At 66.4% G+C, this 24,664-nt stretch carries 22 protein-coding genes; 18 read left to right on the forward strand and 4 right to left on the reverse strand.

Annotation, left to right across the window (positions count from 1 at the left end):
• The 4 genes from BLU29_RS04590 (at position 1) to BLU29_RS04605 (ending at position 5,233) form a co-directional block, all read left to right on the forward strand.
• Positions 1 to 1,482 carry a GTP-binding protein gene (locus BLU29_RS04590; protein WP_091055500.1) on the forward strand — a complete coding sequence of 494 codons (1,482 nt, stop codon included), beginning with the start codon at positions 1 to 3 and terminating at the stop codon, positions 1,480 to 1,482.
• An 86-nt stretch (positions 1,483 to 1,568) separates the two neighbouring features.
• On the forward strand, positions 1,569 to 2,678 hold the full coding sequence (locus BLU29_RS04595; protein WP_091055502.1) for a WD40 repeat domain-containing protein: 1,110 nt from the start codon (positions 1,569 to 1,571) through the stop codon (positions 2,676 to 2,678).
• Positions 2,679 to 2,888: 210 nt separating this feature from the next.
• The gene (locus BLU29_RS04600; RefSeq protein ID WP_091055504.1) at positions 2,889 to 3,788 is read left to right on the forward strand and encodes an EamA family transporter; all 900 of its coding nucleotides are present in this window, start codon (positions 2,889 to 2,891) and stop codon (positions 3,786 to 3,788) included.
• Positions 3,789 to 3,934: 146 nt separating this feature from the next.
• Complete coding sequence (locus tag BLU29_RS04605; RefSeq protein WP_091055505.1) at positions 3,935 to 5,233, forward strand: toll/interleukin-1 receptor domain-containing protein; 1,299 nt, start codon at positions 3,935 to 3,937, stop codon at positions 5,231 to 5,233.
• A gap of 72 nt (positions 5,234 to 5,305) precedes the next feature.
• Here BLU29_RS04605 and BLU29_RS04610 read toward each other — a convergent pair whose 3' ends face one another.
• Positions 5,306 to 6,364 (reverse strand): DUF481 domain-containing protein, encoded by a 1,059-nt coding sequence (locus BLU29_RS04610; protein ID WP_091055507.1) that lies wholly within the window; start codon positions 6,362 to 6,364, stop codon positions 5,306 to 5,308.
• Between the two features lie 372 nt (positions 6,365 to 6,736).
• On the opposite strand from BLU29_RS04610, the gene BLU29_RS04615 reads away from it, so the two are divergent.
• Positions 6,737 to 8,179, forward strand: coding sequence for a hypothetical protein (locus tag BLU29_RS04615; protein WP_157693622.1), 1,443 nt, complete (start codon positions 6,737 to 6,739; stop codon positions 8,177 to 8,179).
• A 200-nt stretch (positions 8,180 to 8,379) separates the two neighbouring features.
• Here the strand turns inward: BLU29_RS04615 and BLU29_RS04620 are convergent, their stop codons facing one another.
• Positions 8,380 to 9,435 (reverse strand): DUF481 domain-containing protein, encoded by a 1,056-nt coding sequence (locus BLU29_RS04620; RefSeq protein ID WP_091055510.1) that lies wholly within the window; start codon positions 9,433 to 9,435, stop codon positions 8,380 to 8,382.
• Positions 9,436 to 9,537: 102 nt separating this feature from the next.
• Between BLU29_RS04620 and BLU29_RS04625 the strand changes: the two genes are divergently transcribed.
• Both BLU29_RS04625 and BLU29_RS18370 read left to right on the forward strand, forming a co-directional pair.
• A complete protein-coding gene (locus BLU29_RS04625; protein ID WP_091055511.1) occupies positions 9,538 to 10,155 on the forward strand; it encodes a TIGR02466 family protein in 618 nt (205 codons plus the stop codon).
• Positions 10,156 to 10,281: 126 nt separating this feature from the next.
• Positions 10,282 to 11,064, forward strand: a complete 783-nt coding sequence (locus tag BLU29_RS18370; RefSeq protein WP_091055513.1) for a hypothetical protein — start codon at positions 10,282 to 10,284, stop codon at positions 11,062 to 11,064.
• Here the strand turns inward: BLU29_RS18370 and BLU29_RS04635 are convergent.
• Positions 11,037 to 11,705 (reverse strand): NAD(P)H-binding protein, encoded by a 669-nt coding sequence (locus BLU29_RS04635; RefSeq protein ID WP_091055514.1) that lies wholly within the window; start codon positions 11,703 to 11,705, stop codon positions 11,037 to 11,039. The two genes, BLU29_RS18370 and BLU29_RS04635, sit on opposite strands and share 28 nt — an antisense overlap.
• Before the next feature lie 162 nt (positions 11,706 to 11,867).
• On the opposite strand from BLU29_RS04635, the gene BLU29_RS04640 reads away from it, so the two are divergent.
• Together BLU29_RS04640 and BLU29_RS04645 are read left to right on the forward strand one after the other, a co-directional pair.
• Complete coding sequence (locus BLU29_RS04640; RefSeq protein WP_091055516.1) at positions 11,868 to 12,371, forward strand: hypothetical protein; 504 nt, start codon at positions 11,868 to 11,870, stop codon at positions 12,369 to 12,371.
• Between the two features lie 87 nt (positions 12,372 to 12,458).
• Entirely contained in the window at positions 12,459 to 12,896 is a 438-nt protein-coding gene (locus tag BLU29_RS04645; protein WP_157693623.1) for a diacylglycerol kinase, read from the forward strand.
• A gap of 6 nt (positions 12,897 to 12,902) precedes the next feature.
• On the opposite strand, the gene BLU29_RS04650 is transcribed toward BLU29_RS04645, so the two are convergent.
• Complete coding sequence (locus BLU29_RS04650) at positions 12,903 to 14,015, reverse strand: LptF/LptG family permease (protein ID WP_091055520.1); 1,113 nt, start codon at positions 14,013 to 14,015, stop codon at positions 12,903 to 12,905.
• Positions 14,016 to 14,244: 229 nt separating this feature from the next.
• On the opposite strand from BLU29_RS04650, the gene BLU29_RS04655 reads away from it, so the two are divergent.
• The 9 genes from BLU29_RS04655 (at position 14,245) to htpG (ending at position 24,663) form a co-directional block, all read left to right on the forward strand.
• On the forward strand, positions 14,245 to 15,378 hold the full coding sequence (locus BLU29_RS04655) for an ABC transporter substrate-binding protein (protein ID WP_091055522.1): 1,134 nt from the start codon (positions 14,245 to 14,247) through the stop codon (positions 15,376 to 15,378).
• Positions 15,379 to 15,391: 13 nt separating this feature from the next.
• Positions 15,392 to 16,507 carry an ABC transporter substrate-binding protein gene (locus BLU29_RS04660; RefSeq protein WP_091055523.1) on the forward strand — a complete coding sequence of 372 codons (1,116 nt, stop codon included), beginning with the start codon at positions 15,392 to 15,394 and terminating at the stop codon, positions 16,505 to 16,507.
• 115 nt (positions 16,508 to 16,622) lie between these two features.
• Entirely contained in the window at positions 16,623 to 17,717 is a 1,095-nt protein-coding gene (locus BLU29_RS04665) for an ABC transporter substrate-binding protein (RefSeq protein WP_231962312.1), read from the forward strand.
• A 163-nt stretch (positions 17,718 to 17,880) separates the two neighbouring features.
• The gene (locus BLU29_RS04670; RefSeq protein ID WP_091055526.1) at positions 17,881 to 18,771 is read left to right on the forward strand and encodes a branched-chain amino acid ABC transporter permease; all 891 of its coding nucleotides are present in this window, start codon (positions 17,881 to 17,883) and stop codon (positions 18,769 to 18,771) included.
• A 196-nt stretch (positions 18,772 to 18,967) separates the two neighbouring features.
• Entirely contained in the window at positions 18,968 to 19,912 is a 945-nt protein-coding gene (locus tag BLU29_RS04675) for a branched-chain amino acid ABC transporter permease (RefSeq protein ID WP_091055528.1), read from the forward strand.
• A gap of 167 nt (positions 19,913 to 20,079) precedes the next feature.
• A complete protein-coding gene (locus BLU29_RS04680) occupies positions 20,080 to 20,868 on the forward strand; it encodes an ABC transporter ATP-binding protein (protein ID WP_091055530.1) in 789 nt (262 codons plus the stop codon).
• A gap of 148 nt (positions 20,869 to 21,016) precedes the next feature.
• Complete coding sequence (locus tag BLU29_RS04685; RefSeq protein ID WP_091055532.1) at positions 21,017 to 21,724, forward strand: ABC transporter ATP-binding protein; 708 nt, start codon at positions 21,017 to 21,019, stop codon at positions 21,722 to 21,724.
• A 198-nt stretch (positions 21,725 to 21,922) separates the two neighbouring features.
• On the forward strand, positions 21,923 to 22,639 hold the full coding sequence (locus BLU29_RS04690; protein WP_091055534.1) for a hypothetical protein: 717 nt from the start codon (positions 21,923 to 21,925) through the stop codon (positions 22,637 to 22,639).
• Positions 22,640 to 22,824: 185 nt separating this feature from the next.
• Positions 22,825 to 24,663 carry a molecular chaperone HtpG gene (gene htpG / locus BLU29_RS04695; RefSeq protein ID WP_091055536.1) on the forward strand — a complete coding sequence of 613 codons (1,839 nt, stop codon included), beginning with the start codon at positions 22,825 to 22,827 and terminating at the stop codon, positions 24,661 to 24,663.
• Position 24,664: the final 1 nt, after the last annotated feature.

A 24,664-nucleotide genomic window follows, 5' to 3' on the forward strand; every position in this document is an offset into this window, starting at 1 on the left:
ATGTCCGACAACTGCATCCCCGTCACCGTCCTCACCGGCTTCCTCGGCGCCGGCAAGACCACCCTGCTCAACCGCATCCTCACCGAGCAGCACGGCAAGAAGATCGCCGTCATCGAAAACGAGTTCGGCGAGGTCGGCGTGGACAACCAGCTCGTCATCCAGTCCGACGAGGAGATCTTCGAGATGAACAACGGCTGCATCTGCTGCACCGTCCGCGGCGACCTCCTCCGCATCCTCGGCCGCCTGATGAAGCGCAAAGACCGGCTCGACGCCATTCTCATCGAGACCACCGGTCTGGCCAACCCGGCGCCCGTCGCCCAGACCTTCTTCACCGACCCGGAGATGAAGGAGCAGTTCGCCCTCGATGCCATCGTCACCCTGGTCGACGCCAAGCACATCCTGCTCCACCTCGACGACTCGCCTGAGGCGATGAAGCAGGTCGGCTTCGCCGACGTCATCATCCTCAACAAGACCGACCTCGTCACGCCCATCGAGCTCGACGTCCTTGAGAAACGCCTGCACGGCATCAACGGCGTCGCGAAGATCCATCGCACAAAGAACGCCGAGATCGCCATCGACAAGGTGCTCAACGTCGGCGGCTTCAACCTCGACCGCGCCGTCGAGGTCGACCCGCAGTTCCTCGAGACCGAGTATCCGTTCGAGTGGGCCGGGGCCTACGAGCTGCAGCCCGGCACCTACGACCTCGGCATCGGCGCGCATGATCACGGTGGCCACGACCACGAGCATCACCACGAATGCGCACCGGGCTGCGACCACAACTCCCTCGACGTCGTGATTTATCCCCTTGGAGCCGCGGCGACCTCGCCGCGGTCGGCGCACGGCGAGGTCGCCGTGCCTCCAGTATACGAGGAAGCCATCAAAAAGACGGTGATCGCCTATTCCGACTGGGAGAAGATCACCCTGCCCGGCGAGACCGTCGCCGCCGACGGCAAGATGCACCGCCTGAAGCTCAAGGACGAGAGCGGCCACTTTCCCGTGAAGATTGAAAAAGCCGGCCACTACGTGCTCTTCACCGGCCACGATGTGCCGACGCACCTTTATAAACTTGGAGCCGCGGCGACCCCGCCGCGTTCCGACCGCAGCGAGGTCGCTGCGGCTCCAGGGAAAACCATCGTCCGCTACGGCTGGGACCGGACCTTCCGCCATGAGCACTCGCACGACGAGGAGGTGTCGTCCGTCGGCATCAGCATCGAGGGGGAGCTCGACGGCAAGAAGCTCAACGACTGGATCTCGAAGCTGCTCGCGGAAAAGGGCGGCGATATTTTCCGTATGAAGGGCGTGCTTGTCGTGAAGGGCACGAAGAAGCGCCTCGTCTTCCAGGGCGTGCACATGCTCTTCGACGCGAAGTTCGACCGCGAGTGGAAGGACGGCGAGAACCGCACCAACACGCTCGTCTTCATCGGCAAGAATCTCGACCGCGCCGCCCTGACCGAGGGCTTCAAGGCCTGCCTGGCAGGCTAATCACGAAGGCACGGAGACCCAAAGGAACCAATCCCGCTACAGGATTGCTCTTCCCTGTGCCTTTGTGCCTCTGTGGTTCAAATAGCATGAATTTTTCCAAGCACTGGGCCGCGACCCTCGACGACTACGCCATCGACCTCGCTTGGTCGCCGGACGGGGCGCTCCTCGCCGTCGCGTCCGCCGCGGGCGGCATCACGCTCTACGACGCCGCGACCGGCGCGGTGCGGCACGCCCTCTCCGGCCATGCCGACGGTGCGAACTGCCTGGCGTGGATGCCGGTGGTAGGGCGAGTCGTCCCTGACGAGCCGGGCGCACCTTCGGCTCATCCGGAGGATTCGCCCTACCTCCTCGCCACCGGCGGACAAGACGGCTGCGTGCGCTTCTGGGATGCGACAACCGGCACCCAAACCGCCGAGGTGAAACTCGGCAATGCCTGGGTCGAGCATCTCGCGTGGCAGCCGGTAGGGCGAGTCGTCCCCGACGAGCCGCACCCGAGCCCGGCTCGTCCGGAGGACTCGCCCTACCTCTTCGCCGCCGCCGGGAAGCGGCTCGTGGCGCTCAAACCCGACGGCTCGGTCGCCCACGCTTTCCCGGATGCACCGAAGACCATCTCCGCTCTGGCGTGGCGACCGGATGGCTCCGCCTGCGCCGCCGCGTGTTTCGGCCACGTCGTCGTGTGGGATGCGACAGCGTTTACCGCGCAGAAGGAATTTCCCTACGGCAACGCGATCTATGCGCTCACCTGGTCGCCCGACGGCCGCTGGCTCGTCGCGGGCTGCCACGACAACGCCGTCCACCTCTGGGTGCCGGCCGAAGACCTCGAGCTGCACATGAGCGGCTACGAGACGCGCCTCAAGGAGCTTTCCTTCAGCCAGGACTCGAAGTGGCTGGCCACCGGTGGCGGCAAGGACGTCTGCGTGTGGGATTGCGCCGGCGCCGGCCCCGAAGGTCGCGAGCCGCTGCAACTGCCGCAGACCGCCCGCACGACCGCGGTGGCTTTTCAAAACCAGCACAGCCTGCTCGCCACCGGCGACGCCAGTGGCGTGTTCACGTTGTGGGGCCCGACGCGCAAGAACCCGATGGTCGCTGAAGCGAAGATGCCTTCCGCCGCGACGAAGTTCGCCTGGTCCGCCGACGACGCGCTGCTGGCCGTCGGCACCGAGAAGGGCGTGGTCTACGTCTTTAAGACGGCCTGATTGGCCGACCCTGTAGCGGCGGTCTATGACCGCCGAATCCGGGAACCGGCGCTCATAGAGCGCCGCTACAGCAAACCGTCCTCTGTATTCCGTCCTCTGCCCTCTGACTGTGCCGGTCCGGGCGACTGTGCCGGTGGGATTGGGCGAAAGCAGTATGCCGCGGACACGGAAACGCATTGCGGCGCACGGCCGGCGGCAAACGCTGGTGGGGTGCCCGCCTCGCTCCCGTTCCGCCACGTCCTGCTCGCGCTCCTGACCGTCACGATCTGGGGGAGCAACTTCGTCGCCATCAAGCTGGCCCTGCACGACCTGCCGCCCCTGCTGCTGTGCACGCTGCGCTTTGTTTTCGTGGCGCTGCCGCTGGCGTTCTTCCTGCCGCGGCCGGCGATCGCGTGGCGGCAGCTGTTCCTTTACGGCCTCACGATGTTCGCGCTGCAGTTCAGCTTCATGTTCTTCGGGATGAAGCTCGGCGTGTCGGCCGGCCTGGCTTCCGTCATGCTCCAGCTGCAGGTGTTCGTGACCCTGGCGCTCTCGGCCGTCTTCCTCCGCGAGCGAATCAGCCCGATGCAGATCGCCGGCACGCTCATCGCGGTCACCGGTTTCGTCGTGGTGGCGGTGCATTCGGGCGGCGAGGTGTCGCTCGCGGGCCTGGTCTGCGTGCTGCTGGCGGCGTGCTCGTGGGCCTACGGCAATTTCATGTCCCGCCGCCTCGGCCAGGTGAACCCGCTGGCCCTCGTGGTCTGGGGCGCGCTCGTGGTGCCGCTGCCGATGGGCGCCGCCTCGCTCGCGCTGGAAGGCCCCGCGGTCGTCGGGCAAAGCCTGGCGCACGTCGGCCTGACCGCCGCGCTGGCGCTCGCGTTCATCGTCTACGTTTCGACGCACGTCGGCTACTCGCTGTGGAGCTGGCTGCTGGCCCGGCACGCGGCCTCGGCCATCACGCCGTTCGCGTTGCTCGTGCCGGTGGTCGGCATGCTCACTTCGGCGCTGTTCCTCGGCGAGGCCCTGCCGGCGTGGAAACTGGAGGCGGCCGGGTTCGTGCTGACCGGGCTCGCGGTCAATATCTTCGGCCCGCGCCTGCTGCGCACCGTGCCCCGCCCGAAGACCGTCTGACGTCCTTGCCTTGAGGTGGAACCGGACCTCCGGGCCGGTTTGACCGGCGCAAATCTCCAGCCCGCCCGGAGGTCGGGCTCCACCACAGCCGGCGGGACTGGCATTGCCTTGACCCGCCCGGGCCCCTCGGCGAGGTTTTCGCCACCATGCCGGGCGACGCCCAGGACCCTACGCCACCGCCGCTGCCGTCGGTTTTCATCAGCTACGCCTCCGCCGACCGGGCGGCGGCGCGGTTGCTGCGCGACTGCCTGACGGCGGCGGGGCTGGAAGTCTGGCTCGACGAGGACGAGCTGGGCGGCGGCGAGGCGTGGGACGCCAAGATCCGCAACCAGATCCGCACCTGCACCTACTTCATGCCGGTGATCTCGGCCACGACCGAGGTGCGGCGCGAGGGCTACTTCCGCCGCGAGTGGCGTCTCGCCGTCGAGCGCACGCTGGATTTCGCCGACGACGTGATGTTCCTCGTGCCCGTCGTGATCGACGATACGCGCGATGCCGGCGCCCGTGTGCCGGAGAAATTCTTCACCGTCCAGTGGCTGCGCATGCCCGGCGGCCAGCCGACCCCCGCATTGATGGACCTCGCGAAGAGACTCGCGCGCGGCGAGGCGGTCGCCATCGCCCCGGCGGCCCCGCTCGCGCCCCCCGCGGCCGAGGGTTCGCGCAAGTCCCGCCGCGCGGCCGAGCCCCCGCCGCCCTTCCCGAAGTTCCCCGCGTTTCCCGAGCCCGGCCACCGGGCGCGGTTCATCTACGACCTCGTGCTCTGGTTCGGCCACCTGATCCATTCGTTGTGGAACCATCTGCCGCGCCTGGTCCGCGTCATCGCGGCGATCGTGATCATCTTCAACCTGATCTCCTGGATCTTCAAGGATCGCCAGCCGGCGGTCGTCGCCGACAAGAACAAATCCGAAGCGGCCGCCGAGGTGAACAAGGCCCTGTGGAACGTCGGCAACCCCAACCGCCCCAGGCGGGCCAAGGGCACGGTGGCCGGCGCGATCGAGTCGGTCATGGGCGCGGCCGCGGAAACCCTGCAGACGGGCCGGCCCGTCGCTTTGGTCACCTTCAGCGGCGCGGGCGAGAAGAACGGGGACTACGCCGAGGAGGTTTTCGGTGAGGTTTGCACGCAGCTGCAAAAGGACGGCAAGCCGCAGTGGGGCCTCAGCCCGCTGCCGCTCAAGGCGGACGCGCTCGACGCCGAGGTGGTCAGCCGCGGCGTGCGGATGAAAAGCCGTTTCGTGCTCACCGGCCACGCGGGGGTGCTCCTGCCCGGCACGCCGCCCGCGTTCACCGCCCGGCTGTTCGACGTGGCCACGAACCAGCTGGTCTGGAAGGAAACCTTTGAGACCGCCAAGAACGAGCCCGAGGCCGTCGCCCAGCGCATCGCCGCCGAGGTGATCAAGCGGCTCGAGCCGCCCGCCCCTACGCCGCCGCCGACCCCGAACACCTGACCGGCACGCGGCCGGCCTGGGGCAACCCCCCTTTGTCCGCAGGCTTGGCAAACGGCGCGCGACCGGGCCCGCCTAGAAGTCCAGGCCCAGCAGCAGCTTCAGGCGCGTGTAGTCCTGCGCCGTGCCGTCGGGGCTGCCCCGGCGGATCTCGTGCCGGATCGCCGTGCTGAACGTCTCCGTGAACTTCTTGGTCAGTTCGAGGCGGTTCTCCCAGCCATCGTTCCGGGAGGAAAAGGAATAGTAGTAGACGCCGCGCTCCGTGAGCAGCATCCCCCACGGCAGCCGCAGTTCGGTCTCGACGAACGCGGACTCGGAGGTGCGCGAGCTGTGCGAGGCCGGCGGCGAGGTGTTCCAGACATCGAACAAATTTTCCGACACACCGACGCGCAGCTTGCGCGCGGGCGTGGCCAGCAGGCTGATGCCCGTACCGATTTCCTGCTGGAGCAGCACATAGTCGGCCGGCACCCCCAGCTTAAAATTGGCCCGGTTCCACTCCAGCGTGGGCCGGTATTGGATGAAGCTGTTCTTCGTGAAATCATGCCGCCAGAGCCCGTCACCCTTGACGATGTCCGTGGTCGTGAGCTTGTTGGTCTCGCTGTAATCGAAGCGACCGTTCAACTGCACCTCGTTGGCGGTCCACTTGCGACCCAGCCGGCCCTCGAGCGACAGGGTGCTCCGGTCCGCGGTGTCCGACACGACTTCGGTCGAGAAGGCGAGCCGCCCGTGCCACGGGCCGAAATAGTTGCGCAGCCTGGCCGTCAGCACCGCGGGTGAGAACATCTCCCACCGGGAAACCCGCTCCGCCTCGGCGCGCTCGGCCGCCTTTTTTTCCTGCGGCTCCGGGACAACTGGCGGGACCGCGGCCACCGGCGGCGTGGCCGCCACGGATGCGACGGGAGTTTCCGCCTTGATCACCACGGCGCGATCCACCGGCACCTGCAGGACCCCGAAACGATCGGACTGGAACACCAGGATGTCGCCCTCCTGCCGGAGCAGCCGGCCCTGCACGCGGTCGCCATCCTTGTAGACCAGCACATCGCGCGCGGACGCCTCGGATTCGGCCGCCCGGCCGGCGACGGCGAGCCCCAGGACAAACCAGACGATGAAATTTCCCAGCAAAGTGCGGCTCATGCCGATTCGACGTATTCACTTGGCGGTTGTTTCAAAGTTTTTTCGGCGGCCGGTGGCATAAATTTTCCACGCCGCCAGTGGCCCGTGCCGGGCTGCTGATAGCCGCAAGGGATGCCCGAAAAGGAATTGCCGCGGTGCCCGGGCTTTCTCTTGCTCCACCCGTGCGCCGCAAGCTTTCCCTTGCCGGCCTGTTGTTCGCCTGGATCGGTGCGAACGGCAGGGGGTGAAACCTCGTGCAGGTGGTCGCCCGGGCCCGGATGTTCCACCAGTTCCCGCAGGTGCTGCCCGCCGCGGCGGGCGCGTGGCGGTTTTGACACAGGCAACACTTGCCAGACGCGGCGGGAGCGCTTTGCTGCCCGCGTCACCTCCCTCATGCCGAATTCGGCCGCCTCCCTCCCTTCCACCAGTCTATTGATCGCCCTCACGGGCGGCCCCGGCACCAGCAAGACCCGCGTCATGGCGGAACTGGCCGCCGCCCAACTTGCCCACGGCCAGCGGGTCGAGGGCGTGCTGTCCATCGCCGGCCACCGCCCGACGCCCCGGGTGGGCGCCACCGAATACTGGCTGCGCCTCATCGGCAGCGACATCGAGGTGCCGTGGGCCATGCGCGACGATGCGCTGGTCCCGCCGTATTTCTTCGAACCCGGCACGGCAAAAAAACTGCACGCCTGGGCGGAACGCCTGCGCCACCTGCCGCCGCCCGCGCTGCTGTTGCTGGACGAATTCGGTAAGTTCGAGCTCCGCGGCCTGGGCCTGATGCCCGTCTGGCCGCTGCTGGTCGCGGCGCACCCCCGCGTCGTCGTCGTCACCGTGCGCGACGACCTCGTCGGGAGCATCGAGGCGCTGCTCGGGCGGAAGTTCGACGTGCGCATCCCCGCGCAGTCGCCGGACGCGCTCGAGCGGCTGCAGCGCGTCTGCGAGGATTTCGGCGAGTGGACCCGCATCGGCCTGTTCGGCGGCGCCGCGGGCGGCCTGGAGATGACCGTCGGCTCGGCGCTGCACGCGGCCAAGATCCCGTTGAGCGGGCTGGTGATGTCGTCGCTGCAGGCGGCGATGATGGCGTTCGCCGGCGCCGGGCTCGGCCAGCCGGGCCGCGTGGTCTGGGTGCCGTTCATTTCCGGCGGCCTGAAGGCGCTCTCGCCCGCCGGCAACCGCGTGCGCCCGATGATCGCCATCATCATGCAGGGCCTCCTGTTCGGCGGCGCGGTGCAGGCGTGCGGCTGGAATTTCCTGGCGCTGGGCCTCGGCGGCGCGCTGGTGGGCGCCTGGGCGGCACTGCAGGGCTTCCTGCTGCAATACCTGATGATGGGCCACGAACTGGTCCGCGCCTACGACACCGTGGTGCTGTGGCTGGCCGACCGCTGGCACATCACCGCCCCGGGGCTGCCCTGGCTGGTGGGCGCGTGGGCGGTGTTGCACGCGGCCGTGGCCATGAGCGTCACCCTCGCGGCCTGGCACCTGCGCCGGCCGCCGGCGGCGCTGCAACGCATCATTGAAAAGAACCCGGCCCGGAGCCCCGCGCCGGCTTCCGCCGGGAAGGAAACCCCGGGCTGGACCCGGCGCCTGCGCGAGTTCGGCCGGTGGCAGTTCTGGCTGCCGCTGCTGGTCGTCGCCGCCATCCTGCTCGGCAGCGGCGGGACGTGGGAGAGCGTCGCGTGGCTGGTGTTGCGGTTCTTCGCCGTCGGCTGCGTGCTGATGGCGCTGGTCTCGCTGCTGCGACCGGTGCGCTGGGCCGAGGCGCTGCGGCGGCGCGGCTGGTGGGGCCCGGCGGTGGCGCTGTCGGGCGCGCTCGAGCAGCGCGACGCGGCCAAGTAAACTCCGTGCTGGTTGCGGCTGATTTGTAGAAGCCTGCTTGCAGGCGATACGCAACGTGTGCCAAAGGATTGTGTGCTGAATCGCCTGCAAGCAGGCTCCTACAATAGATCCCGCCAAATAAAAAAGCGGGGCCGGTGAAGGCCCTGCTTCGGAAAACAGGCGGCTTGCCGCGCCGTAGCCCGATAGGGCGAAGGCGGGGCTTACTTCCAGTTCAGGATCAGGCTGGTGAAGTAAAGCGTGTCGAGCCGTTTGATGCCGGGCTGCGGGATGCTCGTGTAGTCGTTGCTGATGCCGGTCTTCAGCTTCCACAGCGAGGCCGTGATCGGCATTTCGTAGGTCGTCTCGTGATGGACGCGATAATTGCTGAAATTTTTAAACGCGGGCGTGTAGCCCAGCAAATTGTTCAGCCGGCCGTTGTGGAAGGTGTAACCGTGAATCAGGGCGAGATCGAGGCCGGGCGAGTCGAATTTGGTGCCGTTCGCATAATTCTCGTAGATATAGCTCACGCCGGCGCGGAGCTCGAGGTCCTGCAGCTTCTTCTTGATGAGCTTGCGGCCGACACCGAAGGCCGTGGTCGAACGGAGGTCGAGGTCCTTGATCTTGTCCTTCTCGATCGAGGTGCGGGCATACCAGACATCCTTTTCGTCGAAGAACGAAGAATAGTCGGCGCCGGCAAACTGCCGGTTGGCGGTCTCGACGCCGTTGTCCCTGGCCTTTTCGGCCTGGAGGACGAAGATCAGCTTGTCCTGGGCGCTTTCGAGCGTGGCCTTCAGGCCCAAGGCGCCGGCGAACCGCTCGCTGCCGCCGGTGCGGCCGTTGATGGCGACGGAGGCCTCGTAGGCCCATTTGCGCTCGGCCTTGACGGCCCGCTCCTTGAGCTGGCGGGTCTCGGGGCTGTCGACCCCGGCGCGCCAGATGGCGGCGACCTTGGCGGGGTCGGCGGTGACCTGACCGTCCTTGGCCACGACCGCGATGCCCGCCGGGCTGACCTGCACCTGGCCGAGCACCGTGCTGCCGGTGGCAAGCTGGACGTTCACGGCCTCGTCGGTGGTGAAGCTCCTGATCTTGTCCTGCGCGATCTCGATCGTGCCGGCGAAGGCGGTCTCGACCTTGAACTTGCCCGCTTCGGCGCCGATGAGCTTGCCGTAGACAACGGAGCCGTCGGCCAGCTCGATGCGGTCGGCCGCCGGCAGGGCCGAGGCCAGCGCGAGGGCCAGGGTGAGGCGGAAGAGATTTTTCAGGAGCGTGGGTTTCATGGTGAGTTGGAGGTTCAACCAACCGGCGGGGCGCTATCAACCTCAAAGCCGGCCGGCGGCTTCCGGGTTGCGCTTTCGCCGGGCCGTCAGTTGGTTACCCGCATGCCGACCCGCGCCTGGTTCCCCACTTTGATCTACCACGAGCCGCTGTTGCGCGCCGGGCTGGAGCGCTTCAACGCCGGGCTCGCCGACGAATGCTACCAACTCCGCGACTACGATGCCGCCGGCCGCCGGTGGTCCGCGAAGCATTATCCCGGTGGCTACACCTCCTACGCGTCGCTCAACCAGCTGCACAAGTTCTCCTCCACCTTTGCCGGGCTGGAACGCAAGCTCACGGCCCATGTGCGGAAGTTCGCCGCGCAGCTCGACATGGACCTGCGCGGCCGCACGGTCACGCTGACCGACCTCTGGGTGAACATCATGCCCGAGCACGCGGCCCACAGCCTGCACCTGCACCCGCTGTCGTTCATCAGCGGCACCTATTACGTCGCCACGCCCCGCGGCTGCCCGGGGCTCAAGTTCGAGGATCCCCGCCTGAGCAAGTTCATGGCCGCGCCGCCCAAGACCGCCCAGGCCCGTCCGGCCAGCCGGCCGCACATCACCTACCCCGCCAGGGCCGGCCACGTCATCCTCTTCGAGAGCTGGCTCCGCCACGAGGTCGCCGCCAACCGCACCAGCGCGGAGCGGATAAGTGTGAGCTTCAATTACAATTGGGCCTGACTGGCGAAACCGGACCGCTTTCCCGGCGCCCGGATTGGCTGGGTGCGCTTCAATTGCAACTGGAGCCGGGCCGCGATACGCGAAAATCTGCGCAACTTTTTCCGGCGGTCGGCGTCAAAAAACCCGATGCCTACCACCACCCTCCCCGGCCGCCTCGTCGCGTTGCCGTTTGTCCTGCTGTTGTTGTTCGCCGGTTGCAGCAGTGAACCCGACGCCGGCCCCGCCGAGCACAAGGACGGATTCGCGGGCGGCCGCAAGCCGCCCACGCCGATGGCGGGGCAGGAAACCTTCTTCGACGGCCAGATCCTGGCCGAGGTCAAGGTTGGCACCGACGGGGTGCCCGATGTCGCCGACGGCGAAAGCGGCAAGGGCGGCGGTGAAGACCGCCAGTCGCGCGGCGGCGGCCACGGTCAGATGAACCTTGGCGGCGGCTCCGGAGGAATGGGCGGCAACATCAGCGGTGGCATGCCCTTTGGCGAAGGTGGCGGCGGCGGTGGCCGCGGCCGGCGCGGAGGCGGTGGCGGTGGGGGCGGAGGTGAGGGCGGTGCGCGGCCGGGCGCCGGCCCGCGCGCGGGCATGATGGCTCATGGCCGGCCGGTGATGATCCACCTGCGCTTCACCAACCAGGGCCCGGCACCCGTCACGCTGGTCATCGACGACTTTGTCTCGCCGCTCGGCAATTTTGCCGTCCGGCCCGAGCAGCTGACCCTGGCCCCCGGCCAGTCGCTGGAGACCGACCCGATGACTTCGCAGCTCGCCGGCGCCCTGAGCGAGGCCGACGCCACCCTGGTCCTCCGGATCGGCGCCAAGGGCGAGAAAAAGACCTTTCATCTCGGTGTCGTGAAGCCACCCGCGGACGCCCCCAAGGAAACGGTGGAGCCTCAGGTGCCGAACCCGCCCAAGTCCTGAATCTCGTCGGACGGGAAGACCAGCACACCCTGTCCCGGCCGGCCGAACGAGCAGCGCAACATCGCGCGCGCCACGACCCCGGCCTCGATCGCCCGGTATTTGCGCAGCCGGCCGAACAGCAGCGGCTCGGCCAGCCACAGCACCGCCGCCATCACCCGCTCGCCGGTCCGCGGCCGGGCGCGCCGCCCGAGCAGCAGGCCCGGCCGGAAGATCGCCAGCGTGGAAAACCCGAGCACTTCCAGCGCCTCCTCCGTTTCCCCCTTCACCTGGTTGTAGAAGAAGCGCGACTTCGCGTCCGCCCCGAGAGCCGACACGACGAAGAAACGTTGCGCGCCCGCGCGCTGCGCCGCCCAGGCAAAGGCCAGCACCGCCGCGTGGTCCACCGCGCGGAAGGCCTCGCGTGATCCCGCCGCCTTGAGGGTGGTGCCGAGGCAGCAGAAGGCGTCGGCGCAGCGCAGATCGGCCGTCACCTGGTCCAGCGATCCGAAGTCCGCGGTCACCGGCACGAGCTTCGGGTGCGCCACGGCGAGCGGCCGGCGGCCGATGGCGATCACGCGGTCATATTCCGCCGCGGCGAGCAATTGCTCCAGCAGCAACCCGCCCACCAGTCCGCTTGCGCCCGCCATCAGTGCCGTGCCCATGCCATTGCAGACTGGTGGAGCGGCGGGAAAAGGCACGCCAAAGAATCGCGTCCCGGTTTTGGGAAAAAGTGGCCGGCCGCATGCCGCCGCTTTTTCGTCCCAATCTTTGGGAATTCGTCGTTCCGGGGTTGCACGGGCGCGTTTGCCGCGTAGATTGCGCCCATGAAAAAGCTCGTCGAGTTGAACGATGAGACCTACGCGGCCCTGCAGCGGCTCGCGGTGGCCAAGAACCTGTCTCCCGCCGAGGTCATCGCCGCCATGGTGAATGAAGGCCGGCCGCCCCTCGGCGGCGACCACCTGCTGTTCTATCTCACCGGCGCCGACTTTCCGGCCGCCGCCGACCCGGTCGAGCGCTACCTCGCCCTGCTCGCGTGGTGCGCGACAAACTACGCCACGGATTTCGCCGACTTCATCTCGCATCAGGAAAGCGGGCTGCGCTACCTGATGCTCAACCGCGACGAGATCAACGAGGTGCGCGCCCGCAACCACGCCCGCCAGATCGACGGCACCCAATTCTGGGCCGTCCTGACGATCGACGACGCCACCCGCCGCCGCTTTGTCTGCCGGTTGCTGGAGTTCATCGGCTGCCATGACGAGACCGTGGTCCAGGCCTGCCGCTCCCTCGGCTTCACCGAGCCGACGGGCTTCCGCCTGCTGAGCGCCTAGGCCGTTTCTGGATTCCGCGTGGAGGGCCCGCGTCCGGCCCTCCAAAAAAGATTTGTCCGCGGTGCCGGGGTCGGCGAGACTGCCGGTGTGAGCGAGCCCATTCCTCAGCCCGAAAACAAGCGCCGCGATTTCCGGAATTTCCTCTCGTCGATCAAGTATGCGGTCGAGGGCTTCTGGGCGGCGGTGCGGCATGAGCCGTCCTTCCGCGAGGATCTGCTCTTCGTGGCCATCCTGACCCCGTTCGCCATCATCCTGCCGGTCAAGGCCGTGTCCACGGCCGTGATGCTGTCCTCCCTGTCCATCATCATCATCGCCGAGCTGCTCAACTCCGCCGTCGAGTGGACGATCGACGACATCTCGCTCGAGAAAAGGCCGTTCGCCAAGCGGGCGAAGGACATGGGCAGCGCGGCGGTCTTCCTCGCCTACATCAACTGCGCCGTCGTCTGGGGCGTCATCTTCTATTCCAACTGGCACCGCATCGCGACCCTTGAGTTTCTCAGGTGGCCGCCGGAATTCCTGCAATAGCCGCGCTCAGCGCATGCGGCCGAAGAAGTAGGCCGCCAGGCCGGTCATCGCCAGGTTGGGCATCAGCGCCGCCCACATCGGCTCGAGGTAGCCGCGGCCCCCGAGCATGATGGCCAGGTTGGACAGGACATAATAGAGGAAGAAAAAGCCGATCGACTTCGACACGCCGACCGCCGGGCTCACCCGCACGCCCGAGGCGGCGAAAGGGATGGCAATGGCCAGGATGATGAGCGGCCCGAGGGTGTCGGCCAGCAGCCCGTAGTAGCGCACCTCGTAGGGAATGAGCTTCGGGTTGTGCTCGGCGGAGAAATATTCGACGATGCGCCGCAGCTCGTTGAACGACAGGTCGACCGGCTTGCGGTCGATGAGCAGCATGAGGGTCGGGTCTTCGGTGAACTGCGGCTTGGTCTTGGTGGCGAAGGCCACCGGGTGCATCAGCTCGCCCTGCTCGGGGTCGAACGTCATTTCGCGCCCGTCCGTGAACGTCCACTCCCGGCGGATGGCGTCATAGGCCCCCTCGCGCGCCATGATGCGGGATTTCTCCCGGTGCGCCTGGTCGAGTTCCGACACGCTGACACCGTAGGCGATGCCGGAGTAGCGGCTGTAGCGGTTGATGAACCACATGCGGCCCTCGCGCTGGTTGTCGAAGGTCACGCTCGAGACCACGCCGAGCGTGCCGCCGGGCAGGGCCTTGGCCTCGGCCCGGAACTCGAAGCCCTCGAGCAGGCTGCGCGAGGCCTCGACCGACCACGGCACCACGCGGGCGTTGAGCAGGAGGGACACGCCGCAGAGCACCACGCCGGCCAGCCACAGCACGCGCGTCGTGGCGAAGATGTTCAGCCCCGCCGCGCGCACCGCCGTGAGCTCGTTGTTGCGATGCAGCTTGCCCAGCACGAAAAGCAGCGAGAGCAGCATCGAGAGCGGCAGCACGATCGACAGGTTGCTCGGCATCAGCGTGGCGTAATAGAGCAGCATGTCCCCGGCGCCGGCATTCACCTCGATCAGCTCGTGGAAATTGTCGTAGAGCGCCGCCATGAGCAGGAGACCCAGCGTGGCGCCGAGCAGCAGCCCGAGCATCTTCAGCCATTCGCGGAGGAGGTAGCGGTCGAGGAGATTCAAGACGGCGGGCAGTCAAGCAAGGCCGGCCCGGGGCGCAACATATTGTAGGGTGGAACCCGGCCTCCGGACGGGTTTTTCAAAGCGGAAGTCCTGAAACGCGTCCGGAGGCCGCGTTCCACCTTCACTCCGCCCCGGGAACAAGACCTGCTTCCCGCCCCTCTCATATTCCTGGCAGTTGCGGGTTGAAAGCCCCCGCCGGCTTCTTTTAGGTCACATCCTCTCATCCCCTATGTCCGTCCGTCCCCTGTCCCTTTTGTTCCGGCTGGCCCTCGGCGCCGGGACCCTGGCCGCAAGCCTCGCCGCCCAGGAAACCATCAAGATCGGCGAATTCGCCTCGCTCACCGGCAAGGAGGCCGTCTTCGGCCAGAACGCCCACAAGGGCACCCTGCTCGCCATCGAGGAAGCCAACGCCGCCGGCGGCGTCCTCGGCCGCAGGCTCGAGCTGATCACCGAGGACGACCAGTCCAAGCCCGGCGAGTCCGCCACCGTCGTCAAGAAGCTCATCTCCCGCGACAACGTCGTCGCCGTGCTCGGCGAGATCACCTCGGGCCGCACGCTGGAGGCCGCGCCGATCTGCCAGAACGCCAGGATCCCCCTGGTCTCCCCCGGCGCCACCAACGTGTCCGTCACGACCAAGGGCAACTACATCTTCCGCGTCTGCTTCATCGACGACTTCCAAGGCACGGTCATGGCGAAGTTCGCCCACGAGACCCTGAAGCTCAACCAGGTGGCCATCCTTTCGTCGGTCTCCTCCGCCCAGGCCGTCGGCCTGGCCAAATACTTCCGGGAGCGTTTCACCGCCGACGGCGGCGCGATCGCGGCCGAGCCGAAATACGGCGAGGGCGACAAGGATTTCCGCGCCCAGCTCACCGCCATCAAGGCCGCCGGCGCCGACGGCGTCTTCGTGCCGGGCTACTACGCCGAGGCCGCCCTGATCTGCAAGCAGGCCCGCGAGCTCGGCCTGACGGTGCCGCTCTTCGGCGTGGACGGTTGGGAATCGCCCGAGCTCATCCAGATCGGCGGCGCGGCCGTCGAGGGTGCCTATTTCTCCACCCACTACTCGCCGGAGAACCAGTCGCCCGCCGTCGTCGCCTTCAACGCCCGCTTCAGGCAGCGCTGGGGCCTCGAGACCAACGCTCTCTCCGCCCTCGGCTACGATTCCGCCCTGGTCCTGATCGACGCGATCAAGCGTGCCGGCACGACCGACGGCCCGAAGCTGCGCGACGCCCTCGCCGTCACCAAGGACTTCGCCGGCGCCACCGGCCGCATCACCTTCGACGCCCAGCGCAACCCCACCAAGTCGGCCGTCGTCCTCACCGTGAAAAATGGCCGCTACGCCTTCGTCCAGGACGTCCATCCCTGATCCCCTTTCCCCTATGAAAACACCCGCCCTGCTCCTCGCCCTCGCCGCCACCGCCGCGCTCTCCGCCGCCGATCCCATCAAGCTTGGCGAATATGCCTCGCTCACCGGCAAGGAGGCCGGCTTCGGCCAGACCTCGCACCAGGGCGTCGTCCTCGCCATCGAGGAGATCAACGCCGCCGGCGGCGTCCTCGGCCGCCCGCTCGAACTCACCACCGAGGACAACCAGACCAAGCCCGGCGAGTCCGCCACCGTCGTGAAGAAACTTATCTCCCGCGACAAGGTCGTCGCCCTCATCGGCGAGGTCTCCTCCGGCCGCTCGCTCGAGGCCGCGCCCATCGCCCAGCAGGCGAAGATTCCGATGGTCGCCCCCGCCGCCACCAACCCGAAGGTCACCCAGACCGGCAACTACATCTTCCGCGTCTGCTTCATCGATCCCTTCCAGGGCACCGTCATGGCGAAGTTCGCCAAGCAGGACCTGAAGGTGAAGCGCGTCGCCATCCTCTCCAGCGTCTCCAACGCCTACAGCCTCGGCCTCGCCAAGTTCTTCAAGGAAACCTTCACCGCCGGCGGCGGCGAAATCGTCACCGAGAAGAACCTCGCCGAGGGCGACAAGGACTTCCGTGCCCAGCTCACCGCCGTCAAGGCCGCGGGCGTCGACGCCGTCTATGTCCCCTGCTACTATACCGAGGCCGCCCTCATCGTCCGCCAGGCCCGCGACCTCGGCCTGACCATGCCGTTCTTCGGCGGCGACGGTTGGGAGGACGAACAGCTCCTCAAGATCGGCGGCGAGGCGATGAACGGCTGCTTCTACTCCACCCACTTCTCGGCCGAGAACACCGACCCGGTTGTCGCGGCCTTTACCGCCAAATACAAGGCGCGCTGGAACAACGAGTCCCCCGGCGCCTTCTCCGCCCTCGGCTACGACGCCGTCTACGTCATCGCCGACGCCATCAAGCGCGCCGGCGGCACCGACGGCCCCAAACTCCGCGACGCCCTCGCCGCCACCAAGGATTTCCCCGGCATCAGCGGCACGACCACGATCGACAAGGACCGCAACGCCTCCAAGTCCGCCACGATCATCGCCATCAAGGACGGCAAGGCGAAGTTCTTCAAGACCGTCGCGCCGTAACGGCACCAATTTTCAAACGCCAGAAGTCCAAACGCCAAAGCAGCCAGGTCCGTCCCTTATGTTTAAATTCCGTTCTTCCCCTTTGTTTGGCCTCTGGCAGTTTGGCATTTGGAGTTTGGCCGCCACTGCTTCGGCAGTCGCAGCCGATGAGGGCCCCATCAAGATCGGCGAATACGGCGCGTTCTCCGGCAAGGAGGCCGCGTTCGGGATCGCCGCCCGCAAGGGCGCCATCCTCGCCTTCGAGGAGGCCAACGCCACCGGTGGCGTCCTCGGCCGCAAGGTCGAGCTGCTCACCGAGGACAACCAGTCCAAGGCCGGCGAGTCGGCCACCATCGCCAAGAAGTTCGTCTCCCGCGACAAGGTCATCGCCGTCCTCGGCGGCAACCCCTCCAGCAATTCGCTCGAGGCCGCGCCCATCCTGCAGAACGCGAAGATCCCGATGATCGCGATCTCGTCGACCAACCCGCGTGTCACCGAGACCGGCAACTACATCTTCCGCGTCTGCTTCATCGACCCGTTCCAGGGTGCCGTGCTGGCGAAGTTCGCCAAGGACACTCTGCACGCCAAACGCGCCGCCATCATCACCTCCGTCAACAACGCCTACAGCGTCGGCATCTCGAAGGTGTTCCGCGAGAAATTCACCGCGGCCGGCGGCGAGGTCGTGATCGAGCAGAAGCACAGCGAGGGCGACAAGGACTTCCGCGCCCAGCTCACCGCCATCAAGGCCGCGGGCGTCGACTGCATCTTCCACTCGAGCAACTACACCGAGGGCGCGCTCATCTGCATCCAGGCCCGACAGTTCGGCTTTACCGGCCCCATCTTCGGCGGCGACGCCTGGGAGGCCCCGCAGCTCATCGAGATCGGCGGCGCGGCCGTCGAGGGCACCTACTATTCCACCCACGCCTCGCCCGAGTCCACCGCCCCCGTGATGCAGAATTTCATCAGGAAGTTCCGCGCCCGCTGGGACGGCGAGACCCCGGACAGCATCGCCGCCCTCGGCTACGACGCCGCCGCCCTGCTCTTTGACGCCCTCAAGCGCGCCGGCACCACCGACAGCGCCAAGCTGCGCGAGGCCATTGCTACGACCAGGGACTTCTCGGGGGTCACCGGCCACATTACCATCGACCCGGACCGTAACGCGACCAAGTCGGCGGTCATCCTGACGGTGAAAAACGGCAAATTCGCCTACGTCGAGACGGTGGACCCCTGAGCGCGGCGCGGCCCTTGACCTGTAGCGGCGGTCTGCGACCGCCGGGTTTGGGTCATTAGGCCTACGACGGCGCTCATTAGACCGCCGCTACAGATGGGCTGTGGATCAAACACGGCCATTGACGGACACGCCGCCTCCCCCCCAAATATCGCCACCTTTCCGAGTGTCCGAATATCTCCAGCAACTCCTCAACGGCCTGTCCCTCGGGGCCATCTATGCGCTCATCGCGCTCGGCTACACGATGGTCTATGGCGTCCTGCGCTTCATCAACTTCGCGCATTCGGACGTGTTCATGGTCGGCGCCTTCATCGGCTACTACATCGGCAAGCTCGTGCCGGAAAACACGGTCTGGGGCGGCCTCGTGGTCTTGATCGTCGCCATGCTGGGTTGCGCCGTGCTCGGCATGGTCATTGAGCGGCTGGCCTACCGGCCGCTGCGCGGCGCTGCCACGCTCAACGTCCTGATCACCGCCATCGGCGTCTCGCTGCTGCTCGAGTATTCCGGCCAGGTGTTCTTTGGCGCCACGCCGCGCACCTTCCCCGCCGTGTTCCCCTCGGTCAACTTCACCCTCGGCGGCCTCGTCATCTCCTCCAACCAGGTCGTGGTCATCGTCGTCACCGCGCTGCTGATGGTCGGCCTGCAGCTCATCGTCTACCGCACCAAGATGGGCACCGCGATGCGCGCCGTCTCGCTCAACCCGAAGGCCGCGCAGCTCGTCGGCATCAACAACGACATCGTCATCTCCTTCACCTTCGGCCTCGGCTCCGCCCTCGCGGCCGCCGGCGGCATCCTCTACGCGCTCAACTACCCCTCGATCGACCCGCTGATGGGCGTGATGCCCGGCCTCAAGGCCTTCGTCGCCGCCGTCCTCGGCGGCATCGGCAACATCCCCGGCGCCGCCCTCGGCGGCCTCCTGCTGGGCACGGTCGAGACGTTCGTGAACGGCAGCCAGTGGTCGACCTACAAGGACGCCATCGCGTTCGCGATCCTCATCATCATCCTGCTCTTCCGTCCCGCCGGCTTGCTGGGCAAGTCCACCGTCGAGAAGGTCTGAGCCATTTTAACCACGGATTACACGGATGAACACGGATCCAATTTCCCAGGCTTGTCCTTCTGAGCGCAGCGAAGAATCCAGCATGATTCACCCCGGCGGTTATACGGATGGATTCTTCGCTCCGCTCAGAATGGCAGGATTCGGGCATTTATCCGTTTTATCCGTGCAATTCGTGGGCAAGAACTCCGCCTGAGCCATGCCGCGCCCGCATCTCTACCTCCTTGTCGCGCTGCTGGCCGCCTTCGGCCTCTCGTGGTTCTCCGACCGGATCGATCCCTACTACCTCGATGTCCTGATCGGCATCGGGATCAACATCCTCCTCGCCGTCTCGCTCAACCTGGTGAACGGCTACACCGGCCAGTTCTCGCTGGGCCACGCGGGCTTCATGTCGGTCGGCGCTTATGGCGCCGCCGCGGTCTCGCTGTTCCTCGGGCCGAAAATCCTCGGCGAGGACGGCGGCACCGCGCTGCAGCAGGGCCTGATGTTCCTCGCCGCGCTCACCGCCGGCGGCCTCGGCGCCGCCTGCGCCGGTCTCCTGGTCGGCGTGCCGTCGCTCCGCCTCAAGGGCGACTACCTCGCGCTCGTCACGCTCGGCTTCGGCGAGATCATCCGCGTCATCTTCCAGAACGTCGAGGTCCTCGGCGGCGCGCTCGGCCTCAACGGCATCCCGGCTTATACGTCCATCTTCTGGGTCCTCGCCTTCGTCGCGCTCGCCGTCTTCACCGTCACCTGCCTCGTACATTCGACCTATGGCCGCGGCTTCCTCGCGACCAAGGACGACGAGGTCGCCTCCGAGGCCGTCGGCCTCAACACCACGCGCTACAAGATCGTGGCCTTCGTCATCGGCGCCTTCTTCGCCGGTGCGGCGGGCGGACTCTACGGCCACTTCAAGATGACCATCACGCCGACCGGCTTCGACTTCACGAAGAGCATCGAGATCGTCGTCATGGTCATCCTTGGCGGCATGGGCAACACCATCGGGGTCATCCTCGCCGCCATCCTGCTCACGCTGCTGCCCGAGGTGCTGCGCCCGATCGCCGAATACCGGATGATCATCTACTCGCTGCTCCTGATCGTGCTGATGATCGTGCGGCCGCAGGGGCTCTTCAATTTCAAGTTCGGCAAGACCACCACGCTTTGAAACGGTCGTTAAATCATTTTATGGCCACAAAGAGGCGCAAAAAATTACTCCTGCCGGCTACCATCTGCGTCGCGCCTATAGGCGCGCAGATGATTCACGCCGAAGCCCCGGATGATTTTTGTGCCTTTTTGCGGCCAACTGATCCGGTGCCTTCCCTCTAACCCACCGTGCCCGCCCTTCTCCAGCTCAACCAGGCGACGATCAGGTTCGGCGGCCTTACCGCCGTCAACGCGGTCGACTTCACCGTCAACGACGGCGAGCTGGTTGGCCTCATCGGCCCCAACGGCGCGGGCAAGACCACCGTCTTCAACCTCATGACCGGCGTCTACCAGCCCACGTCCGGCTCGATCCACTTTGACGGCCGGCCGCTGGCCGGCCTGCGCGTCAACGAGATCGTCGAGCTCGGCATTGCGCGCACCTTCCAGAACATCCGCCTCTTCGGCTCACTCTCCGTCTTCGACAACGTCCGCGTCGCCTGCAACCTCCACCGTGGGACCTCTCCGATCCAGTCGCTCATTCGTATGGGCGCCTTCAAGCAGGACGAGGCGGCCGTCACCAAGCGCGCCGAGGAGCTGCTCGACATCTTCAATTTGCGCCGCTTCCGCGATGCGCCCGCCAAGAGCCTCCCCTACGGCGAACAGCGTCGCCTCGAAATAGTGCGCTGCCTCGCGACCAAGCCGAAGCTTCTCCTGCTCGATGAACCGGCCGCCGGCATGAACCCGACCGAAAAGGTCGACCTCATCCGCCTCATCCAGCAGGTGCAGAAGCAATACAGCCTCTCCGTCCTCCTCGTGGAGCACTCGATGAAGGTCGTCATGGGCGTCTGCCAGCGCATCGCGGTGCTCGACTACGGCGTGAAGATCGCCGAGGGCAACCCGGCCCAGATCCAGTCCGACCCGAAGGTCATCGAGGCCTACCTCGGCGAGGACCACCAGAAATCTTTGTCCCACCACTAATGGCCCCCTCCTGTCATTCTGAGCGGAGCGAAGAATCCAGCGACATGACCGCCGGCGGAAATCATTCTGGATTCTTCGCTCCGCTCAGAATGACCGGCATCGGTGATTTGCATCCGTGCTCATCCGTGCAATCCGTGGCAAAATAAAAATGCTCTCCGTCAAAAACCTCGAGGTCTGCTACGGTGCCATCAGCGCGCTGCGCGACGTGTCGTTCTCCATCGAGGCCGGCCGCATCGTCACGCTCATCGGCGCCAACGGCGCGGGCAAGACCACCACGCTGCGCACCATCTCCGGCCTGCTCCGCGCCAAGCGCGGCGGCATTACCTTCAAGGGCGAGGACATCACCAAGCTCCCGCCGCACCAGATCGTCGCCCGCGGCCTCTGCCATGTGCCCGAGGGCCGCATGGTGTTCTCCAATCTCACGGTGGAGGAGAACCTCGCGATGGGCGCCTACCTGAAGACCGACAAGGCGAAGATCGCGCAGAACCGCGACTACGTCTTCAGCGTGTTCCCGCGCCTGAAGGAGCGCCTCGCCCAGGCCGCCGGCACCCTCTCGGGCGGCGAGCAGCAGATGCTCGCCATCGGCCGCGCCCTTATGGGTGAGCCGCAGCTGCTCATGCTCGACGAGCCCTCGCTGGGCATCGCCCCCAAGCTCATCAGCACCATTTTTGAGAAGATCGTGGAGATCAACCAGAGCCACGGCATCACCATCCTGCTCGTCGAGCAGAACGCCAACCTCGCGCTGGAGATCTCCCACGACGCCTACGTGCTCGAGACCGGCACGGTCGCGATGCAGGGTCCGTCGGCCGAGCTCCGGAACAATCCCGAGCTCAAGGCCGCCTATTTGGGTGGTTGAAGGTGGAACCCGGCCTCCGGACGGGTTTGCTTGCGAACATCCTGAAGCCCGCCCGGAGGTCACGCTCCACCTTCGAACCCCTCTGACTGTCCGTTATCCGCCACAAAAGGGAACTGCCCTATATTGTGCATCTTCGTGCCTTTTCGTGGTCAAACTCCGGCTCTTGCGAAATCCGGCCGGCCGGCCTAGCTTCCCGGCATGTTCCGCCGCATCATCATCTCCCTCGCCGGGCTGCTCGCCGTGTCAGCCGCGGCTGTGATCGTCGACGTCAACCTCCCCTACAAGGAACTGCGCCTGAAGGACGGCCTGCTGTTCACCGAGGTCGCCGTGCGCAGCGTGAACACTGCCGCTGGCACCGTGATGCTGTCGGTCAACAAGGACCTGATCAGCGTGCGCACCTCCCTGCTGCCGGATGACGTGCGCGCCAAGCTGCAGGATCTGACCCCGGTGCAATCCCCGGAAGAACTGGAAGCGGAGAAAAAACAGGAGGCGGCCGACCGGGCCCGGGCCGCGGAAAACGCCGAGCGCCGCCAGCGGCAGGCCGAGGAAGAGGCCAAGGCCGCCCGCGCCGCCAGCCGGGACCTCAACGTGAAAGTCGCCGAAAAGACCGCCATCCAGCCCGACGCGACGGTGGCGGAAGTGGCCAAGTTCGCCGAGAATCGCGCCAAGTCCTATTTCAAATACCAGGACGACCCGCTCTCCAACATCGGCAACGTGATCGGCTCGGACATCTACCTTGAGAATCCCGAGCCGGTGCCGGGCTGGACCGGCCGCTACCGCGTCGAGGGCAAAGCCTACCGCCAGTTCGTCAACAACCAGGCCAGCGGCTTCGGGCGCGGCACCAAGGAGTTCGAGATGCTGATCCAGACCCGGGAGGGCAAAAAGCCCGAGATCGTGGAAGTCCGGATCAAATAGGCTGCCTACTCCGCATGTAGGGGCGTGGCTTGACCACGCCCGGGCGCGGTCAAGCCGCGCCCCTACAACAATCCATTCAACCCCTTGATTTTTGCCGGGCGGCCAGTAGGTTGGCCGCCCTTTTCGTTTTCTTGCCGCGCCGTAGCTCGCCAGAGCGCAAGCGGGTCCCGCCTCCTTTTACCAACATGTCCACCACCACACCGCAGAAATTCGAGTTCCAGGCCGAGATCAAGCAGCTTCTCGATATCGTCATTCATTCGCTCTACACGGAGAAGGAAATCTTCGTCCGCGAGCTGGTCTCCAACGCCTCCGACGCCCTCGAGAAGCTCCGCCACACCTCGCTGACCGCGAAGGACGTCTTCGGCGACCAGGCCCTCGAGATCAACGTCACCACCGACGACAAGGCCAAGACCCTCACGATCCAGGATTATGGCATCGGCATGACCCGCGCCGAGCTGATCGAGAACCTCGGCACCATCGCCCACTCCGGCTCGAAGAAATTCCTCCAGGCCCTGGGCGAGGGCGGCGCCAAGAACACCAACCTCATCGGCCAGTTCGGCGTCGGTTTCTATGCCGCGTTCATGGTCGCCAAGTCCGTCAAGGTCTACTCCCACTCGTGGCAGGCCGGCGAGCCCGGCCACGTCTGGTCGAGCGACGGTTCCGGCAGCTACGAGATCGAGGAGGCCGCCGACGTCGCCCGCGGCACGAAGATCGTCGTCGAGCTGAAGGACGACTGCGGCGAATACGCGACCGACGGCCGCATCAAGGGCATCGTCGAGCGCTACAGCGCCTTCGTGTCGTTCCCGATCAACCTCAACGGCAAGCGCGTCAACACCGTCCAGGCCCTCTGGCTGCGCTCGAAAAACGAGATCAAGGACGAGGAATACACCGAGTTCTACAAGTTCCAGGCCCACGCCTACGACGACCCGCTGCTGCGCCTGCACTTCTCGGCCGACGCCCCGCTCTCGATCAACGCCCTTGTCTTCGTCCCGTCGGAGAACACCGAGAGCTTCGGCTTCGCCCGCTTCGAGCCCGGGGTCGCGCTCTACTGCCGCAAGGTGCTCATCGACGCGGCGCCCAAGGACCTGCTGCCCGAGTGGCTGCGCTTCCTCAAGGGCGTGGTGGACAGCGAGGATCTCCCGCTGAACATCTCGCGCGAGACGATGCAGGACAAGGCCCTGCTCGACAAGCTGGGCAAGGTCATCACCAAGCGCTTCCTCAAGTTCCTCGACGAGGAGGCCACCCAGCGCCCCGACGGCTACGTGAAATTCTACGCGAAGTTCGGCCTCTTCCTGAAGGAGGGCGCCGCGCTCGACCACACCCACAAGGAGCAGCTCATGAAGCTGCTGCGCTTCGAGTCGTCCCTGACGGACAAGACCAAGCAGACCTCCCTCGCCGACTATGTCTCGCGCATGGGCGGCGAGCAGAAGGAGATCTATTACCTTGTCGGCAAGGACCGCACCGCCATCGAGAGCGGCCCCTACCTCGAGGGCTTCAAGGCCCGCAACCTCGAGGTGCTGTTCTGCTACGAGCCCGTGGACGAATACGTGATGAACAACGTCCGCGAGTTCGACGGCAAGAAGCTCATCGCCGCCGACCACGCCGACGTGAAGCTCAGCGACATCCCGAAGCCCGAGGGCGCGCTCAGCGAAGCCGACACGAAGACGCTCACCGCCTGGCTCAAGACCTCGCTCGGCGACCGCGTGGCCGACGTGAAGGCCAGCGACCGCCTCGTGGACTCCCCCGCCCTCGCCATCAACGCCGACGCGTTCATGTCCGCCCACATGCGCCGCATGATGAAGGCCATGAACAAGGAAGGCTCGGACCTGCCCCAGAAGGCGAACCTCGAGATCAATCCCCGCTCCGCGGTGATCAAGCGCCTCTTTGAGATCCACACGGCGGCACCGGACAAGGCGAAGCTCGTCGCCGAGCAGATCCTCGACAACGCCCTCATCTCCGCCGGGATGCTCGAGGACGCCACGCCGATGGTCGCCCGGTTGTATAAGCTTCTCGAAACGGTCTAAC

The sequence above is a fragment of the Opitutus sp. GAS368 genome (assembly GCF_900104925.1).
Taxonomy (GTDB): Bacteria; Verrucomicrobiota; Verrucomicrobiia; order Opitutales; family Opitutaceae; genus Lacunisphaera.

Excerpts from the sequence above, each read along its gene's own strand:
- BLU29_RS04590 (WP_091055500.1), top strand. The coding sequence starts at position 1 with ATGTCCGACAACTGCATCCCCGTCACCGTCCTCACCGGCTTCCTCGGC.
- BLU29_RS04595 (WP_091055502.1), top strand. The coding sequence starts at position 1,569 with ATGAATTTTTCCAAGCACTGGGCCGCGACCCTCGACGACTACGCCATC.
- BLU29_RS04605 (WP_091055505.1), top strand. The coding sequence starts at position 3,935 with ATGCCGGGCGACGCCCAGGACCCTACGCCACCGCCGCTGCCGTCGGTT.
- BLU29_RS04610 (WP_091055507.1), bottom strand. The coding sequence starts at position 6,364 with ATGAGCCGCACTTTGCTGGGAAATTTCATCGTCTGGTTTGTCCTGGGG.
- BLU29_RS04615 (WP_157693622.1), top strand. The coding sequence starts at position 6,737 with ATGCCGAATTCGGCCGCCTCCCTCCCTTCCACCAGTCTATTGATCGCC.
- BLU29_RS04620 (WP_091055510.1), bottom strand. The coding sequence starts at position 9,435 with ATGAAACCCACGCTCCTGAAAAATCTCTTCCGCCTCACCCTGGCCCTC.
- BLU29_RS04625 (WP_091055511.1), top strand. The coding sequence starts at position 9,538 with ATGCCGACCCGCGCCTGGTTCCCCACTTTGATCTACCACGAGCCGCTG.
- BLU29_RS18370 (WP_091055513.1), top strand. The coding sequence starts at position 10,282 with ATGCCTACCACCACCCTCCCCGGCCGCCTCGTCGCGTTGCCGTTTGTC.
- BLU29_RS04635 (WP_091055514.1), bottom strand. The coding sequence starts at position 11,705 with ATGGGCACGGCACTGATGGCGGGCGCAAGCGGACTGGTGGGCGGGTTG.
- BLU29_RS04640 (WP_091055516.1), top strand. The coding sequence starts at position 11,868 with ATGAAAAAGCTCGTCGAGTTGAACGATGAGACCTACGCGGCCCTGCAG.
- BLU29_RS04655 (WP_091055522.1), top strand. The coding sequence starts at position 14,245 with ATGTCCGTCCGTCCCCTGTCCCTTTTGTTCCGGCTGGCCCTCGGCGCC.
- BLU29_RS04660 (WP_091055523.1), top strand. The coding sequence starts at position 15,392 with ATGAAAACACCCGCCCTGCTCCTCGCCCTCGCCGCCACCGCCGCGCTC.
- BLU29_RS04675 (WP_091055528.1), top strand. The coding sequence starts at position 18,968 with ATGCCGCGCCCGCATCTCTACCTCCTTGTCGCGCTGCTGGCCGCCTTC.
- BLU29_RS04685 (WP_091055532.1), top strand. The coding sequence starts at position 21,017 with ATGCTCTCCGTCAAAAACCTCGAGGTCTGCTACGGTGCCATCAGCGCG.
- BLU29_RS04690 (WP_091055534.1), top strand. The coding sequence starts at position 21,923 with ATGTTCCGCCGCATCATCATCTCCCTCGCCGGGCTGCTCGCCGTGTCA.
- htpG (WP_091055536.1), top strand. The coding sequence starts at position 22,825 with ATGTCCACCACCACACCGCAGAAATTCGAGTTCCAGGCCGAGATCAAG.